The organism is Clostridium sp. TF11-13AC (assembly GCF_003481065.1).
GTDB classification, from domain to species: Bacteria; Bacillota; Clostridia; order Lachnospirales; family Lachnospiraceae; genus Otoolea; species Otoolea fessa.
On sequence record NZ_QUKJ01000001.1, the window covers coordinates 756,122 to 770,990 of the forward strand.

Below are 14,869 nucleotides of genomic sequence, written 5' to 3' on the forward strand. Positions count from 1 at the left end.
CTTCTACTCCGTCTGTTCTCCATAGAATTCCGCCTTATCCATACGGTCATTCGGAAGGATGCAGACCCAGGTCTTGCCCGGATTCAGCTTGATTTCCTGACCGTCCATATCGTAATACTTTGTGACGCCGTAAGCGCCGTCTTTTTCCCAACGAATCAGAATGCCGTGTCCATTTGTAAAATAATACCCCGTCGCCGGTGTATGGACATCAATATCCAGATATTCCGTCGGTTTATAATATTTCCACAAACAGTATTGGAAAATAATATTTTTAACCGCTATCTGTCCTTCATCTCCCATATGCGGACCGCCATACTGATACCGGTAGTACAGCCCGTCCTCCGGGTGATACTCAAACCAGGGATTGCTTAACTGATAACCTGGCACTACTTTGACCGCTGCGATACCATCCTCAAAGCACACCGGCGCACTCTCCGGCGCAAAAGTATAATGCCCCTCATAGCTCTCCGGATACGCATCCGCATAACCGCTCGCCTCGATCGCCTGGCGCAGCTTTGGTCCCGATGCATAGGCATTGTGCGGGGTCTTCCGATCCTTGGTCCGGAAATACGCAGATACCCCATTACCTTTGATTCCGTCTAAATGTTCCATCTGCTCCAGATACGGAAGTGCAAACGTATTCTGCCCATAATGTGCATAGACCGCCTCAAATTCCCTTGCAAAAAAAGTATAGTATGGGCGGCAGCTCCGGACGGAACCGATCCGGTCCAGATCGTCATAGTCCTCTATCAGTGCCATATAGCGGTTCATGCTGCCTTCCACCGGTGCCTCATAGACCACTCCGGCATGGTTGATGCCATACTGCGGAAGCGCCGCCTTGTCATTGCTCATCATGATTGCGAGCGGACGGCGGTTCGCCTTTGCGACATCCGTCCATTCCCCGGTCAGATAACTCTGTATCTTCCCGTCTTTTTCGTAACGTCCCTCCGGCTCTGCTTCCGGCTGCGTTTCGGCCTCCGTCTCTGTATTTAAGGACAGCTCACGTGTCTCCTCCTGTGTCTCTGCTGCCGTTACCGATATTTCTTTGTGAGCCGAACAGCCTGACAGCCAGCAGACTGCCATCAGAGTCAGTGCCAGTGCCCTTATTTTCCAACTGCTTTTTTTCATTCCGTACTTCCCCCATCACATCCCCATATGCCTCATTTCCCAGATGGGCTCTCCCCTTTCCCTCCGGTTCTTTTCCCTGCTTTTAGCGCGTATACCCTTTGCCAGCCAGGATTTCCTCCTGTTTTTTCTCCATCACAAGGCGTTCGTCATCTTCCATATGATCGTAACCGCACAGGTGCAGCATACTGTGTGCCACCAGGAACGCCAGCTCGCGCTCCTTAGAATGACCGTATTTCTCCGCCTGCTCGTCTACCTTATCGATCGAGATCACGATATCGCCCAGAAGAAGTTCGCCCGTCTCCGGGTTAAAATAGTCCTCTGACTGCTCTTCCAACCGTTCAAAATCGGACGGCACATCATAATCCCCCATCGGAAAAGAGAGGACGTCGGTTGCCCGGTCGATTCCTCGGAATTCCTTATTAATACGATGAATCTCCTCATCATTTGTCAGGACTACATTGACCTCCGCCTCATACGGGCATTTTTCATAATCGAGCGCCGCAACCACGATCTCCTCGATGATCGGACGGTAATCTATCTCCCACTCCCGCTCTGCTTCATATTCGATCTGGATTGTCATCTGTTCTTTCTTCCTCCATCTTTCCGGTCACGCGTCCCGGAACTATTTCTCCGGAAACCGCGGGACGCATCCGCATCTTTTTTCTCATACGCATCGTATGCCTCTACGATCTTCTGTACCAGCGGATGGCGGACTACGTCGCTGCTGGTCAGATAGCAGAAACCAATATCGTCAATTTTCTTGAGTACATGAATCGCCGTATCCAGTCCGGACGCAGCTCCGGCAGGCAGATCCTTTTGCGACTGGTCGCCCGTCACGATTACCTTAGAACCAAAGCCGATACGTGTCAGGAACATCTTCATCTGTGCCGGGGTCGTATTCTGCGCCTCATCGAGAATGATGAACGCATTATCCAGGGTACGACCACGCATGTACGCAAGCGGCGCCACCTCAATCAAGCCCTTCTCAGAATTATGCAGGTAACTTTCTGCCCCCATAATCTGATACAGCGCATCGTAAAGCGGACGCAGGTACGGATCGATCTTGCTCTGCAGATCGCCCGGCAGAAAACCCAGTTTCTCCCCCGCCTCGATCGCCGGACGCGTCAGGATGATCCGGCTTACCTCGCCACTCTTAAATGCCTGTATCGCCATCGACATCGCCAGATACGTTTTTCCGGTACCCGCCGGACCGATGCCAAATACAATCATCTTCTTGCGGATCAGGTCCACGTACTGTTTCTGTCCCATCGTCTTCGGTTTGACCGGCTTGCCCGTGATCGTCCGGCAGATGATATCCTTATCGATCTCGAGAATCTGATCATCCTTCTCCGTGAAGGACAGCGACAGGGCGTAATCAACATTCTGCTCGGTAACGGTATTGCCGCGCTTGGAAAGCTCTAACAGATTGTTGAACACACTCTTCGCCTGCCGGATCGTCTGCTCCGGACCGATGATTTTCAGCGCGCCGTCGCGTGTGATCATCGTCACGTGCAGCGTCCGCTCAATCTTTTTCAGATACGCGTCAAACTGTCCGCATACATTCCGCTCATGTTCCATCGGAATATCAATCATTGTCTCTATTATGCTCATTCCTTTGCTGTTCTCCTTGTGTCACAACTTGAATCGGCTCCTCCGTCTGAAGCCGTACCTCAAAATGGCAGACTCCGCCATTTATTAGTATTCTACCATCACTTGCCATAATATGTACACCTTTTTCGATCAATTTTTCTTCCGTCTCCTTTTGAAATGCCGCTGACAGCGCCGCAAGCTCTGGTTCTGTATACCTTTTTTCGCAGACAGACGTCTCCCGGTACTCACTCCACCCGACAGAAAGCGGCAGATAAAAATCAAGCGGGAGCCGCAATTTCCGGTACTCCGTCCGGATCGTCCAGGCAAGTTTCATCCGCCTGCTTCGTCTGAAAAAGCCCCACTGCTCCGCCATATCGAATGTATGTTCTATCATATCATAAAATTCTGGAATTTTCCAGTAAAATGTGTGTGTTCCTGCTTCCAAAGCAATTCCGTATCGTTTCTTTCCCGTTTCCGTCCGCATTTCCCTCCAGAGCGGAAGCTCCTTTCTCCCGACCCGCTCCCGGATCCCATATATATCCGCATCCGCCCGCACCCGGTAAGAGGAAATTTCTTCGCCTCCATCATCTGTGATCGGCACCGTTCCCGACACCAGAAGCTGCCCCTTTTCCACCGTATCTCCCGCCTGCACAAGCGGGATTCCGCTCCGGACGACTACCGACGTGATCCGCGCGTCGGATGCCGCCGCCAGATCGCACGCCTCGCCGGACTCCACTTCCTGACGGACCGGAACCTCGCTCTCCCGCAGGCGGATGAAAAGGCGCGTCCCATGCAGGCGCACCGACACCCAGGTGATATCTTCAAATGACTCCCGCAGTTCTTCCTCCAGCCTCGCACAGGAAATCCGCTTCTTGGGAATTCCCTCTTCAATCTGCAGCGTCTGGAGGTAATGATTCAGCTCACTTTCGGTATAACGCCGGTTTCCACTCCAGTCGATCTCCCAGACAAATTGTGCCAGAAACAATAATAACAGAAAAAAAAGGACGAAGCTGACCGCCCACCCTTTCCGTTTCCGGTTCCGCCAGAGAAACACCGGCAGCCCACGCTTTTCAACGATATGCAGACGGACTCCCGCTTTTCTTGCCAGTGGCGCACACCGCTTAAAATCGCGGATTTCCATATAAAACAGCAGATTTTCCTGCTCTTTTTTTACCTGCCAGACATTTAAACCTGCCAGCGTACAGAGATTCAGGAATCTCTCCGGGGAGGTGCCGCGCATGTTAAGCCGCACTATCCCATGTAGAAGGTGTCTTACCTTCGCCATACTCATTCCTCACAGCACCCCAAATTCGACAGACACAATCTGCCCCGTGACCCGCAGATTATCGCGGTCATAATACTCAATCGAAAGCCCCTTCCCCTTGATAGTAAGCCGGGTGTTCTTTCCCGTCAGCCGCAGCATTTCGTCGGAAAAAAAGAGAATGCTCCTGTAATTTTCCACCACAGCCGCCCGACTGCCGGTAAAATACAGAAGCATCTCTCCGAGAACGACGTCCTCCGGCAGATGGAGCGCCGAAACGATCGCTTTTTTCTGTCTGCCAAACAAGCGCCTACCGCCTATTTCATTGTTATTATCTAATATATGTAGGAAAGCAGAAACTATGCCGTTTACCGTTTTCCCGTCAACCCCACTATCATTTCCAGCATCCGCGGCACACAGTAAATCAACGGCAATGCATACCGCAGGGAAACCACCGGTCCCAGCAGAAGTGTTCCCCAGCAGCCGAGCAGAAGCATCAGCGGAATGATCTCATACGCCCGGTGCTTCCAGACTGCAAATCCTGCCGCAAACAGCATCAGCCAGAACGGAAATGCCTGATTGAGAAGCACCGACAGCACCGGAACCGACTGGAATGCCGGTGTCAGCGTTGCCTCCCTCAACCAGTCCGAAAGCGCCTGAAAATGGCTGTTACGCGTGATATGCAGGATATTTAAATTACCTTCCAGGTATGCCCCATCGTATAAAATATAGCTGATCCAGTACTGGCTGTCTCCCATATACCAGTACCCCCAGTTCCCCATCAGAAATGAATCCAGATAAATACCCGGATGGCGCTTCCCGATTTCCGCCCAGGTACGAACGAAGCGTCCTATATCTGCCTGCATCACTTCTGTATGGAATCCATTTTTCACTGGATCCGCATTGACACGGACATACTCACTGAGCGCCTGCGGGTCAATCAGCGTCTCGATATATTCCTTTTCCTCCGGCGTCAATTTCTCCGGAACTTCATGATACATGCGCGCCAGCTGCTGCATCGGCACGCACAGCATCTCCCTCGCATCGCCCTTTCCCACGCCGAACGCCGTTGGAATCGGAGCGGATAAAACATACCATAAAGCTGCCACCAGCAGAGATGCCATAATAAACCTGTTTTTGCAATACACTTTTTTTCGTAGAAACAGGCAGGCTGCCAAGACAAAAAACAGGAAGACATAGATTCCCTGATTCCGGAACAGGCACATAAAAAGCACACTCACAAAAAAGAGTAGCCAATCCCCCGTCTTTCCCACTTTTTTCTGAGAACCTGTTTCGTTCAGATTTTTCTCTTTATCCAGCTCTCTTTCTTTATCCAAATCTTCTTTCTTCTGGCACATTCCCCGCCAAAAATGCTCCGGATCCTCAACTAGACAACACGCTGTATCAAATGACAGCAAGAAAAATGCGCCAAAGAGCACATCTTTCGTCGTGACAAAGGAAAAGACCGTCAGATACGGATTCAGAATCCAGAACATCCACGAAGCAACGCAGAGCCATCGCGGTGCCCGCCGCGCTTTCATCCGGCACAGACACAGTGAAAAGACCGCACTCATAAAAAACGACTGCGACAGCGCATACAGCGCCATCCCCGCCTGATAGGTATGGAACAGACGCCCCGCAATCTTCATGCAGAGTCCCAGATATAGCGTGTGAATTAATGGATGGTGGGTTGTCAGCGGCAGTTTTCCATAAAACTGAAGAAGCTGCGCGGACGCATCGTAAGAATAAATGCCCGGATAAACTGCCAGAAAAACTGGAAGATAGACGCACCAGGAGAGAAACATCCATTTCAGCCATGTCCCCAAATCCAAATTTTTCGCTGCGCGCTGTTTCGATTCCCATCCCTGGCTTTCCACATCGCGGCTGCTTCCCTGGTCTTCGCAGTCTTTCCCCCTCCGTGCTTGCGTCCGTTTCTGGTAACTGTTCACAGGCAGGAATTTTCCGAACTGAAAATCCCGTATCTTAAACCAGCCACGCCCCAAAGCATCCAGTCCCACACAAATCGCCCAGACCATCACCGTCATACACACCACCCAGCCCGCCAACTGTCCCAAAAACTGACCCGCCGTCCGGTAAATCAGCTCATTGCGGCTGTAACGGATTCCCAGAAGAATCATCAGCCCCATCAAAACACCCAGCACAAGGCTGACTGCTGCCAGGCGCCGATCCGCAATATATTGTTTCAATCCCTTTCCCCGTCTCTCATTTTCCTGCTTCTCTCTCATGCCCCTCACTCCATCATCCGCCGCATCGCATTTCTTCTCTTTCTCCTATTGCACAAAAAAGTCCTGGTTCATATGAAAACCAGGACTTTTGCGTTACTTAATTGTATTTGCGTTTTCTAGCAGCTTCGGATTTCTTTTTACGACGAACGCTCGGTTTCTCGTAATGCTCTCTTTTCCGAATCTCCTGCTGGATACCAGCCTTAGCACAGTTTCTTTTGAATCTGCGTAAAGCGCTGTCCAGACTCTCGTTATCTTTAACGATTACATTTGACATAGCTCACACCTAACCTCCCTCCAGTTGTGTAATAAGTGCATATTAATACAACTGTATGGGTATTTTTTTAGCACTAAAAAGATTATATCATAAAAAAATGATACGTCAACAACATTTTACATTTTTTTATGATTTTTTTATTTTACTTGCTCTGCTACTACTTCTGCCGCTTTTTCAAGGGCTGCTGCAATACCAGACGGATTCTTTCCGCCAGCCTGTGCCATGTTCGGACGGCCACCGCCGCCGCCGCCGACAAGACCTGCGATTGCTTTGATTAAGTTTCCAGCATGTGCACCCTTCTTCATCGCACCGTCAGTTACAGAAGCCATCAGGCTTACCTTGCCATCCAGAGTAGATGCAATCAGAACAACGCCGTCGCCCAGCTTCTCTTTCAGCTGATCGCCCAGATTACGCAGACCGTTCATGTCTACATCCTTAACCTCAACTGCCAGCAGCTTCACGCCGTTTACATCCTGTACCTGGTTCATAACATCGCCCAGAGAGTCGTTCGCCAGCTTACTTTTTAACTTCTCGTTCTCTGCGTGCAGAGTCTTGATCTCCTCTAACATGGACTCAATCTTGCTGCTCAGTGCCGCCGGAGTGGTCTTTGCCAGTTTCGCCGCCTCATGCAGCTCATTCTCTACCTCTTTGTAGTGGTTCATCAAACCGGTGGAGGTCAGCGCCTCGATACGGCGGACGCCTGCTGCAATACCAGCCTCAGAGAGAATCTTGAAGGATGCAATTGTGCCTGTGTTGGATACGTGTGTACCGCCGCAAAGCTCGGTGGAGAAATCTCCCATCTTGACAACACGGACTTTCTCGCCGTACTTCTCGCCAAACAGTGCCATCGCGCCCGTCTTCTTTGCCTCATCCAAGGACATAACATCGGTTACAACCGGCAGGGATGCTGCAATCTCATCATTTACAATCTTTTCAACCTTCTCTATCTCCTCTGGAGTCATCGCAGAGAAATGAGTAAAGTCGAAACGCAGACGGTCACGGGTTACCAGGGAACCAGCCTGCTCTACATGGCTACCAAGTACGGTACGCAGCGCTTTATGAAGCAGATGGGTTGCGGAATGGTTGCGGGAAGTCAGTTCACGGTTTTCCTTGTCAACCGACATGGTTACTTTTTCTCCCACCTCGAACATACCCTTTACTACAACACCGACATGACCGATCTTGCCACCCTGTAAATGAATGGTATCTTTTACTTCAAACACAGAGCCGTCCGGAGCGGTAATCTGACCGAAGTCACCCTCCTGGCCACCCATGGTTCCGTAGAACGGGGTTTCCTTGGTAATAATTGTACCAGTCTGACCGTCAGTCAGTGCCTCTACAATCTCATCCTCGGTCGTCAGAACGGAAATCTCGGATTCCGCTGTCAGACGATCATAGCCGATAAACTCAGTTGTAATAGCCGGATCGATGGACTGGTATACCGTAACATCCGCGCCCATATAGTTAGTCGTCTTTCTCGCCGCTCTCGCCTGTTCTTTCTGGCGTTTCATCGCTGCGTTGAAGCCGTCCTCATCGATACCGAGGCTCTTCTCCTCGAGAATCTCACGGGTTAAGTCGATCGGGAATCCATAGGTATCGTAGAGCTTGAATGCGTTGTCGCCGGACAGCACTTTTTCGCCCTTCTTGTTCATATCTTCTTCCATATCAGCAAGGATCGCAAGACCCTGATCAATGGTCCTGTTGAACTTATCCTCTTCCTCCGAAAGAACCTTGAAAATCATCGCGCTCTTCTCTTCCAGTTCCGGATAACCATCCTTGGAAAGGTCGATAACGGTGCGGGACAGAGCTGCTAAGAACTCACCCTCGATGCCAAGTTTTTTGCCATGGCGTGCTGCACGGCGCAGAAGGCGGCGCAGAACATATCCGCGTCCCTCGTTGGATGGCATAATGCCATCGGAAATCATGAAGGTGCAGGACTTGATATGATCCGCTACAATACGCAGAGAAATATCGGTCTCATGATCTTTCTGATATTCGGTATGTGCCAGCTCGCAGACACGGTCTAACAGAGCTTTGTTGGTATCAACCGTAAACAGGGAATCTACATCCTGTACGATCACTGCCAGACGCTCCAGACCCATTCCGGTATCAATGTTCTTGTGCTCCAGCTCGGTGTAGTTGCCGTGACCGTCGTTGTTAAACTGGGAGAATACATTGTTCCATACCTCCATGTAACGGTCACACTCACAGCCTACCGTACATCCCGGTTTGCCGCAGCCGTATTTCTCACCGCGGTCATAGTAAATCTCAGAACACGGACCGCACGGACCAGCGCCATGCTCCCAGAAGTTATCCTCTCTGCCAAAGCGGAAAATACGCTCTGCCGGAATACCCATCTCTTTGTTCCAGATATCAAATGCCTCGTCATCGCTCTCGAACACAGACGGATAGAGGCGATCCGGATCAAGTCCGACAACCTCGGTTAAAAATTCCCAGGACCAGTGAATCGCTTCCTCTTTGAAATAATCACCGAAGGAGAAGTTGCCAAGCATCTCAAAAAAGGTACCATGACGGGCAGTCTTACCGATATTCTCGATATCGCCGGTACGAATACATTTCTGACAGGTACATACTCTTGTTCTCGGCGGAATCTCCTGACCCGTAAAATATGGCTTTAACGGAGCCATACCAGAGTTGATAAGCAGAAGGCTGTTATCATTATGCGGAACCAGAGAGAAACTCTTCATTGCCAGATGTCCCTTGCTCTCAAAAAAGTCTAAGAACATCTTTCTAAGTTCGTTCACACCGTATTTTTTCACGTTGCTTCCTCCTATAGTTACTTCTATTTAAGTAAAATTTTCCTCATTCTTTATATCCTATCATAGGAATTTACATTTCGCAAGAGGTTTATCGGTACAAAAAGTGTGCTGTAAGTTTTATAATTAGTAGTATAAAGAACGAGCGTTCTTGATGCTACTAATTTTTTTATATGGGTTGTGCAAAATGTCCAAACGTTTGGACATTTTACAGAAAGGAAAATGGCTATGATTGCAGTAAAAAAGGAAACACTGGAAGATTCATTAACCAGAATCCTCTGGTACTATCTGAACAATGATTTCAACCTCAATATGGTTGCGCGTGAACTTTTCAGCCGTGAAAGTGCCGCTCTTGCTTTACAAACTGGACACAGTGTAGACGAGTTCTTAAAAAGCGGTGCTTACCTCTTAAAGAACTATATCGCTGTTAGCTTCATGCCGGGATCGGTAAATCCCCTTTATGTGGATGTTTACAAAGTAATGCTTGAATCAATCGACTTCGAAGCACTTGCAAAGAAATTCTTCGAAGAGTCCGTATAACTCAAAATGTCCAAACGTTTGGACAAACAAGAAAGGGCGTGTATATATGAATACAAATGAATTACAGAAGAAAGAAACCGAAGCTACAAATAGTCCGGCTTCTGCTTCTACAGATACAAAAACTTCCGTCACTCCGAATGTTATGAATCCACCAGTATCAAAGGATAGCACCCCGGATGTGCTTTCGAAAGAACTTTCAGAACGAATTAAAACTCTCGATACTTTGGTAAAAGACCTTACCAAAAATTTCGTTAAAATCGGCTATGAGTTGGTTCTGATTCGCCAGAAGAAATTGTATAAAGAATTGGACTTCAAGACTTTTGAGGACTTTGTGCAGACGCAGTACGGATTCAGTCGCAGTTCGGCGTACAACTTCATTAACGTATGTTTGAAATATTCCGTCAAAGATGATGCCGGACAACCTACGAAATTGCTTAGTAAAGAGTATGCGAAGTTTTCAAGTTCCCAGTTGGTTGCAATGCTCAAACTGAATGATGAAGCGATCGCCCAAGTCGATCCGAACGCAACTATTAAAGACATTAAGAAGTTATCCGCTTCTAAAACATCCGAAGCTAATTCTTTGGATGAGTCCGAAGAGGTTGAAGAAAACGAGGATGCTGACAAAAACGAAAAGAAAGAAAAGAAGAATGTCCGGGACATGAACATCCCTGTTATGCGTCTTAACATGGCTACCGGGGCAACTTGGGAATCAGTTGTTACCGATGCGATTCGAAAGGTATGTGAACCGTTTCTGAACGATGAGCGTCGCGCCGCAGATGGCAAGGCATACAAGATTGAAATTAACATTGTTTACCCGGACGAGTCTGCAATGTAACTTTAAATCCGTTTAAAATGTACAGTTACCATATATAACCTAAGTAATTAGCTATTACCGCCCCGGCGTTCCGGGGGCACATAAGAAAAGGAGAAAAATATCATGTTAAATATCGAAGCAAAATTAGAAGTAGTAGGAAAACCAGAGCCGCGTGATTGGAAGAATAACGAGGGTCAGATAATGAAATCTTATCGTCTGAATGTGGCTCAGAATGATGGCGTAGACATTGCCACTATCAGATGCCCGCAGGAAGTCTATGCAGGCGTTCACCGCGGCGATGTAGCACTGTTCCTGTGTACGTTCACAGAATATGGCGATCGTTCTGATTTCCGTATCGTAGGAGTGAAACAGCTTCTCAATAAACCGGGAGTAGCACCTGTAAACAAATAGGTCATAGCGCTTAACCGCGTTTGACATACATTTTCCCCCGGCGGTTTTGGTACATTTTCCCGCCGGGGCAACCCCAAGAAAGGATGGACGATGAAATCTACATTGATTATCTTAATTCTTGGTGTTTCACTCATTGAATACAGTGTGTTCAGCTTTTGCTGTTATGCGCTGTTTTGTCAAATCAATGATAAACCCTTGTCCAAACGTTTGGACAAAACGAAAGGAGAAAAGTGAAAATGAGCGTTGTATTACTTTTGATGATTCTGTTTTCTTTCATCTATTGTTGTATCGACCTGTCGAAGAAAATCAGAGATAAAAACCATTAACTTGGTTTCTCCCGCTCCCGGCAAGTCTGTGATTCCCTGTTCTGGGATGCGGTTGAAATAATAAAATTAGTCCCTTTGAGGACGGAAAGGACAAACTATGAGTGAAATGTTGACAAAAGTACGTGGCAAGGTTGCTAACCTTGGCATGAAAACAAAAACAGGTCTGATGGCTGTTGCTATGTCTACCACTTGTGCTGTTCCGGCTTTTGCCGGTGAACCAGGTGCTTCTGGTTCTGGCTCTGGTATCGCGATCAACTTCGATATTAACCAGATGTTTACCTTCGCTAACATTATTATCGAAGCTCTGATGCCAGTTGTTTACATTACAGCAGGCTTAGGAATTGGTTTCCTTATTATCAATTCCTTAAAAGCGGCGTTCCGCTGATGCGGTTTGCTTACCCGATGGGATAGGCACTCTTCCGGGGGCGAGGGATTTATTCCCCCGCCCCCTTATTCATTCCCGGCTTGCGACTCATTAACGTAGCATTAACTTATTTCGCTTGCGTTTCCTGCCGCCGGGGATTTTCTTCCCTTGCGGTTATTATTTAGCCGCATGACGGCGCAGACCGCGTGTCAAGGGCGGTTCTATTCCGGGCGTGCCTTTACCCTTGACGCGGACGGTCGCGCCCCAGAATGCGCTATAGGCGGTAGCGCTTTTGTGCTATCCGCCTTAGTTGCTCATTCTCTCACTACGGCAAGCCATTTACCACACGTTTGCCTGTTACCGTATAGATAGCACCATCAATTATAGATAAATAGAAAATATAAAAATATGGGAGTATAGCTTAACTGGAAAAGCGGCGGCGTAAACCCTCAATGCGCCGTGAATACGTCCCCGGTTCGAATCCGGGTATTCCCTCTAAAAATGTCCAAACGTTTGGACATTTTGAAAGAAAGGAAGATGTACATGAAAAGAAAAGAACGCAACAGCATTATCAAATGGGCGTGTACGCTTACTGACGAAGAATTAGAAAAAGAGTATTGCGATGCGGTTCTTGATTCTTTAGGCAGTCAGACAGAACGAATGTATGATCTTGGTTATGATATATCAGACATTCGTGATAGAGAAGATTATGAAAAGTTTTTAAGAGAAAAAAGCGATCTTCTTGAATCTGTATGCAAAGAACGCGGCATTGAATTGTGGAAACAACCATTTTGAAAGGAGAAAATGAACCATGAATAAAGAGAAAACCTTAAAAATTATCGAAACACGAATTAGCGATTTAGATGCACTTATCAAGATTGGCTCACAGAATGAGTCACAGAAAAATAACGTTGAAATGTGGCAGTTTGCAAGGAATGAGCTGGTATTAGTCCGTGATGCAGTCGCAGATGTAGAAGAAAGTGAGGTGTAATGCATGAATGAAGATAACGAAGTGCGAGAAGAAAATTCTTCCGATAGCCAGAAAGACTCATCGCCGCCGGAACGTAGTGAAGCGGATGAAAAGGAAGTTTCTGAACGCGATACAGAAGATTCTGTTTCCGAAAAGCCGGAGACTTCTGAAAAACCAGATACCTCTGATTCGTCTGATACGGTTTCTGCTGTTGATGAAATAATTGATGCTATCAAGAAAGAATTAGATAGCAGAGCCGAAACTGAAGCTGATAGCGTAGATATCGAAACCAGCGGCATAACAGATACCGACAGCGAAGCGGCAGAAACAGGAAATAACAAAACTGATACCGAAGAGAACAGTTCAGAGGTTACACACACAGGTAAAACCCGCGTAAAAGTCTATGATTCCTACGATCCATTCGATGATGAAGAGGACGAGGAAATAAGCGTATACACGATTGCTAGTGCATCCGATTTGCCGCCATACGAAGCAACTATAGTAAATCGTCTGGATAACATTTTAACGTGTGCCATCATTACTGCTTGTTGTGCTCTTCTTATCCTCTTCCATACTTTAAAAAGGGAGTAATGCTTATGGAGACATTACAATATTTCACTTATTTCATTATTATATGTGCCTTTGTAAATATAGGCGGCTTTATTGTCTCTGGACTAATACGCGTCTATAAGTCAATCAATAATGGTAGGGGGGTGCGAAAATGATAAGCTATCCCTGTTATAACGAGGTGTTCGGTATTATGCTTGGACTTTATGTAATATTACAGATGCTCCACGTTGCCGATCTTTGTGCCCATGAATAAAAATGTCCAAACGTCTGGACAAATTTATAGTAAGAAAGGAAGAAAGAAAAATGTATATTGCTATCACAGATACCCGTGTTTACACGGCAAAAACGTTACCCATGTTAAACCGTTCTATGAATGGGATGCTTGAAGAAGATGAGTTTAAACAGGTAGGTGCAGATAGTGTAGTGGTTCTATCTGCCGCCAATCTGGATTTCGTGCAGGACAAGCGCAAACTTTCCAGCATCATGTTCGGCAACTTCTTCAAAAAAGACGTAGTTCCCCGAAATCTTATGATTGCTAATATCATTCTGACATTTATCATGTTTGTACGGATTGGAGGGTAAAAAATGCAGGTTGATTTCCAGTCACTCATGAGCGGTTTTTCTGCCCCGGTTGACACGGGCGATCCGATTAAATCCATTTACGGTATTATCCCCTACATGGATTCTACGCAGATGCATCTCAAGTTCCAGCTCATGTACTTCATCGAAAAGTACAATCTTTCGGAATGGCGTAAGGTCTTTGAGGATATTGACAAACAGTTACAAAACAATAAGAATATCAATTTCTTTAGCAGTCAGAACCTTAAAGCTCTGCTTTCCGCTTACACGCAGAACGAACTTGTCCGGGGTATCAAGGTTAATACGCTTAACGAGAACGGCGGTGGTAATTAATGCCTGGTACAATCATTGGATGCCTTGGGGCACAGCGTTCTGGAAAAACACTGTTCGCCTATAAACTGGTAAAAGCGATTCATGAAGCGTATGATATTCCCGTTTATACTAATATTTACAGTCCGCGGGATGATTTTCACTATATCAATTCATTAGAAGATTTTCCGCTTGATTTAAGTCCGAAAATTCTTTTCATTGATGAGATATATAATGGTTTGGATGCACAGGACTATAAGAAGCTAAAGGAAATTTCTATCTTTATCAACACAATCGGTAAGCAGAATTGCCTTTTTGTGTACACTACCATTGAGGCAGAAATGGTATATAATCGCTTGCGAAATCAAACACAAACTGTAGTGGTTGTATCTAAAAACGATAGAAACATTTATTACAAGCTGATAAATTTAGCTGATATGTCCAGTTCTATTCATTCTGTCCCCATCAATGCCAAGCTGTTTGAGAACGTATATTATGATACGCAGTTCATACCGCTTGATTTTGACTGGGGAATGAAAGACTGGCGCAACAAGTTATCAAATTTTTACCGGGATAATTATGGATTGATTGTAAATCTATGATTTCATTTTCTTTTGGGAACAGATGGGCGCTTTTCTTTAGCTTCAGCAAAGAAAAGCGCCAGTGTTTCAGAAATAAATCCAGATATTTAAACAAAATGTACAAACATC

18 protein-coding genes and 1 tRNA gene are annotated in these 14,869 nt (G+C 46.8%); 11 read left to right on the plus strand and 8 right to left on the minus strand.

What is annotated here, in order from left to right; genetic code table 11:
* Window positions 1-3: 3 nt before the first annotated feature.
* From DXD12_RS03440 to alaS, 8 genes are all read right to left on the minus strand, one after another.
* Window positions 4-1,128, minus strand: a complete 1,125-nt coding sequence (locus DXD12_RS03440) for a DUF3048 domain-containing protein (RefSeq protein WP_118637385.1) — start codon at window positions 1,126-1,128, stop codon at window positions 4-6.
* Between the two features lie 82 nt (window positions 1,129-1,210).
* Complete coding sequence (gene ybeY / locus DXD12_RS03445; protein WP_022359625.1) at window positions 1,211-1,708, minus strand: rRNA maturation RNase YbeY; 498 nt, start codon at window positions 1,706-1,708, stop codon at window positions 1,211-1,213.
* Window positions 1,705-2,739, minus strand: a complete 1,035-nt coding sequence (locus DXD12_RS03450) for a PhoH family protein (RefSeq protein ID WP_243017788.1) — start codon at window positions 2,737-2,739, stop codon at window positions 1,705-1,707. The genes ybeY and DXD12_RS03450 overlap by 4 nt, the downstream gene beginning before the upstream one ends.
* Complete coding sequence (locus DXD12_RS03455; RefSeq protein ID WP_182457015.1) at window positions 2,714-4,003, minus strand: sporulation protein YqfD; 1,290 nt, start codon at window positions 4,001-4,003, stop codon at window positions 2,714-2,716. The genes DXD12_RS03450 and DXD12_RS03455 overlap by 26 nt, the downstream gene beginning before the upstream one ends.
* 9 nt (window positions 4,004-4,012) lie before the next feature.
* Window positions 4,013-4,285, minus strand: coding sequence for a YabP/YqfC family sporulation protein (locus DXD12_RS03460; RefSeq protein ID WP_118293687.1), 273 nt, complete (start codon window positions 4,283-4,285; stop codon window positions 4,013-4,015).
* A gap of 62 nt (window positions 4,286-4,347) precedes the next feature.
* Window positions 4,348-6,225 (minus strand): DUF6020 family protein, encoded by a 1,878-nt coding sequence (locus tag DXD12_RS03465; protein WP_118637389.1) that lies wholly within the window; start codon window positions 6,223-6,225, stop codon window positions 4,348-4,350.
* Window positions 6,226-6,322: 97 nt separating this feature from the next.
* On the minus strand, window positions 6,323-6,499 hold the full coding sequence (gene rpsU, locus DXD12_RS03470; RefSeq protein ID WP_003504099.1) for a 30S ribosomal protein S21: 177 nt from the start codon (window positions 6,497-6,499) through the stop codon (window positions 6,323-6,325).
* Window positions 6,500-6,636: 137 nt separating this feature from the next.
* Complete coding sequence (gene alaS / locus DXD12_RS03475; protein ID WP_227589512.1) at window positions 6,637-9,246, minus strand: alanine--tRNA ligase; 2,610 nt, start codon at window positions 9,244-9,246, stop codon at window positions 6,637-6,639.
* A 258-nt stretch (window positions 9,247-9,504) separates the two neighbouring features.
* Here alaS and DXD12_RS03480 point away from each other — a divergent pair, with 258 nt between their 5' ends.
* The 11 genes from DXD12_RS03480 (at window position 9,505) to DXD12_RS03530 (ending at window position 14,761) form a co-directional block, all read left to right on the plus strand.
* Window positions 9,505-9,816: a hypothetical protein gene (locus tag DXD12_RS03480; RefSeq protein ID WP_118637391.1), complete on the plus strand. Its 312-nt coding sequence runs from the start codon at window positions 9,505-9,507 to the stop codon at window positions 9,814-9,816.
* A gap of 46 nt (window positions 9,817-9,862) precedes the next feature.
* Entirely contained in the window at window positions 9,863-10,651 is a 789-nt protein-coding gene (locus DXD12_RS03485; protein WP_118637393.1) for a hypothetical protein, read from the plus strand.
* A gap of 102 nt (window positions 10,652-10,753) precedes the next feature.
* Window positions 10,754-11,041, plus strand: coding sequence for a hypothetical protein (locus DXD12_RS03490; RefSeq protein ID WP_118293451.1), 288 nt, complete (start codon window positions 10,754-10,756; stop codon window positions 11,039-11,041).
* A gap of 423 nt (window positions 11,042-11,464) precedes the next feature.
* Complete coding sequence (locus DXD12_RS03495) at window positions 11,465-11,752, plus strand: hypothetical protein (protein WP_118293450.1); 288 nt, start codon at window positions 11,465-11,467, stop codon at window positions 11,750-11,752.
* A 389-nt stretch (window positions 11,753-12,141) separates the two neighbouring features.
* Window positions 12,142-12,226 (plus strand) — tRNA-Leu (locus tag DXD12_RS03500).
* 48 nt (window positions 12,227-12,274) lie between these two features.
* Complete coding sequence (locus DXD12_RS03505) at window positions 12,275-12,526, plus strand: hypothetical protein (protein WP_118293449.1); 252 nt, start codon at window positions 12,275-12,277, stop codon at window positions 12,524-12,526.
* A 16-nt stretch (window positions 12,527-12,542) separates the two neighbouring features.
* A complete protein-coding gene (locus DXD12_RS03510; RefSeq protein ID WP_118637395.1) occupies window positions 12,543-12,722 on the plus strand; it encodes a hypothetical protein in 180 nt (59 codons plus the stop codon).
* A gap of 3 nt (window positions 12,723-12,725) precedes the next feature.
* Entirely contained in the window at window positions 12,726-13,292 is a 567-nt protein-coding gene (locus DXD12_RS03515) for a hypothetical protein (RefSeq protein ID WP_118293447.1), read from the plus strand.
* A gap of 282 nt (window positions 13,293-13,574) precedes the next feature.
* A complete protein-coding gene (locus tag DXD12_RS03520) occupies window positions 13,575-13,853 on the plus strand; it encodes a hypothetical protein (RefSeq protein ID WP_118293446.1) in 279 nt (92 codons plus the stop codon).
* Between the two features lie 3 nt (window positions 13,854-13,856).
* Complete coding sequence (locus DXD12_RS03525) at window positions 13,857-14,183, plus strand: hypothetical protein (RefSeq protein ID WP_118637397.1); 327 nt, start codon at window positions 13,857-13,859, stop codon at window positions 14,181-14,183.
* Window positions 14,183-14,761: a hypothetical protein gene (locus tag DXD12_RS03530; RefSeq protein WP_118293444.1), complete on the plus strand. Its 579-nt coding sequence runs from the start codon at window positions 14,183-14,185 to the stop codon at window positions 14,759-14,761. Before DXD12_RS03525 ends, DXD12_RS03530 begins: the two co-directional genes overlap by 1 nt.
* Window positions 14,762-14,869: the final 108 nt, after the last annotated feature.

Excerpts from the sequence above, each read along its gene's own strand:
- DXD12_RS03440 (WP_118637385.1), bottom strand. The coding sequence starts at position 1,128 with ATGAAAAAAAGCAGTTGGAAAATAAGGGCACTGGCACTGACTCTGATG.
- ybeY (WP_022359625.1), bottom strand. The coding sequence starts at position 1,708 with ATGACAATCCAGATCGAATATGAAGCAGAGCGGGAGTGGGAGATAGAT.
- DXD12_RS03450 (WP_243017788.1), bottom strand. The coding sequence starts at position 2,739 with ATGAGCATAATAGAGACAATGATTGATATTCCGATGGAACATGAGCGG.
- DXD12_RS03455 (WP_182457015.1), bottom strand. The coding sequence starts at position 4,003 with ATGGCGAAGGTAAGACACCTTCTACATGGGATAGTGCGGCTTAACATG.
- DXD12_RS03465 (WP_118637389.1), bottom strand. The coding sequence starts at position 6,225 with ATGAGAGAGAAGCAGGAAAATGAGAGACGGGGAAAGGGATTGAAACAA.
- rpsU (WP_003504099.1), bottom strand. The coding sequence starts at position 6,499 with ATGTCAAATGTAATCGTTAAAGATAACGAGAGTCTGGACAGCGCTTTA.
- alaS (WP_227589512.1), bottom strand. The coding sequence starts at position 9,246 with ATGTTCTTAGACTTTTTTGAGAGCAAGGGACATCTGGCAATGAAGAGT.
- DXD12_RS03480 (WP_118637391.1), top strand. The coding sequence starts at position 9,505 with ATGATTGCAGTAAAAAAGGAAACACTGGAAGATTCATTAACCAGAATC.
- DXD12_RS03485 (WP_118637393.1), top strand. The coding sequence starts at position 9,863 with ATGAATACAAATGAATTACAGAAGAAAGAAACCGAAGCTACAAATAGT.
- DXD12_RS03490 (WP_118293451.1), top strand. The coding sequence starts at position 10,754 with ATGTTAAATATCGAAGCAAAATTAGAAGTAGTAGGAAAACCAGAGCCG.
- DXD12_RS03495 (WP_118293450.1), top strand. The coding sequence starts at position 11,465 with ATGAGTGAAATGTTGACAAAAGTACGTGGCAAGGTTGCTAACCTTGGC.
- DXD12_RS03505 (WP_118293449.1), top strand. The coding sequence starts at position 12,275 with ATGAAAAGAAAAGAACGCAACAGCATTATCAAATGGGCGTGTACGCTT.
- DXD12_RS03510 (WP_118637395.1), top strand. The coding sequence starts at position 12,543 with ATGAATAAAGAGAAAACCTTAAAAATTATCGAAACACGAATTAGCGAT.
- DXD12_RS03515 (WP_118293447.1), top strand. The coding sequence starts at position 12,726 with ATGAATGAAGATAACGAAGTGCGAGAAGAAAATTCTTCCGATAGCCAG.
- DXD12_RS03520 (WP_118293446.1), top strand. The coding sequence starts at position 13,575 with ATGTATATTGCTATCACAGATACCCGTGTTTACACGGCAAAAACGTTA.
- DXD12_RS03525 (WP_118637397.1), top strand. The coding sequence starts at position 13,857 with ATGCAGGTTGATTTCCAGTCACTCATGAGCGGTTTTTCTGCCCCGGTT.
- DXD12_RS03530 (WP_118293444.1), top strand. The coding sequence starts at position 14,183 with ATGCCTGGTACAATCATTGGATGCCTTGGGGCACAGCGTTCTGGAAAA.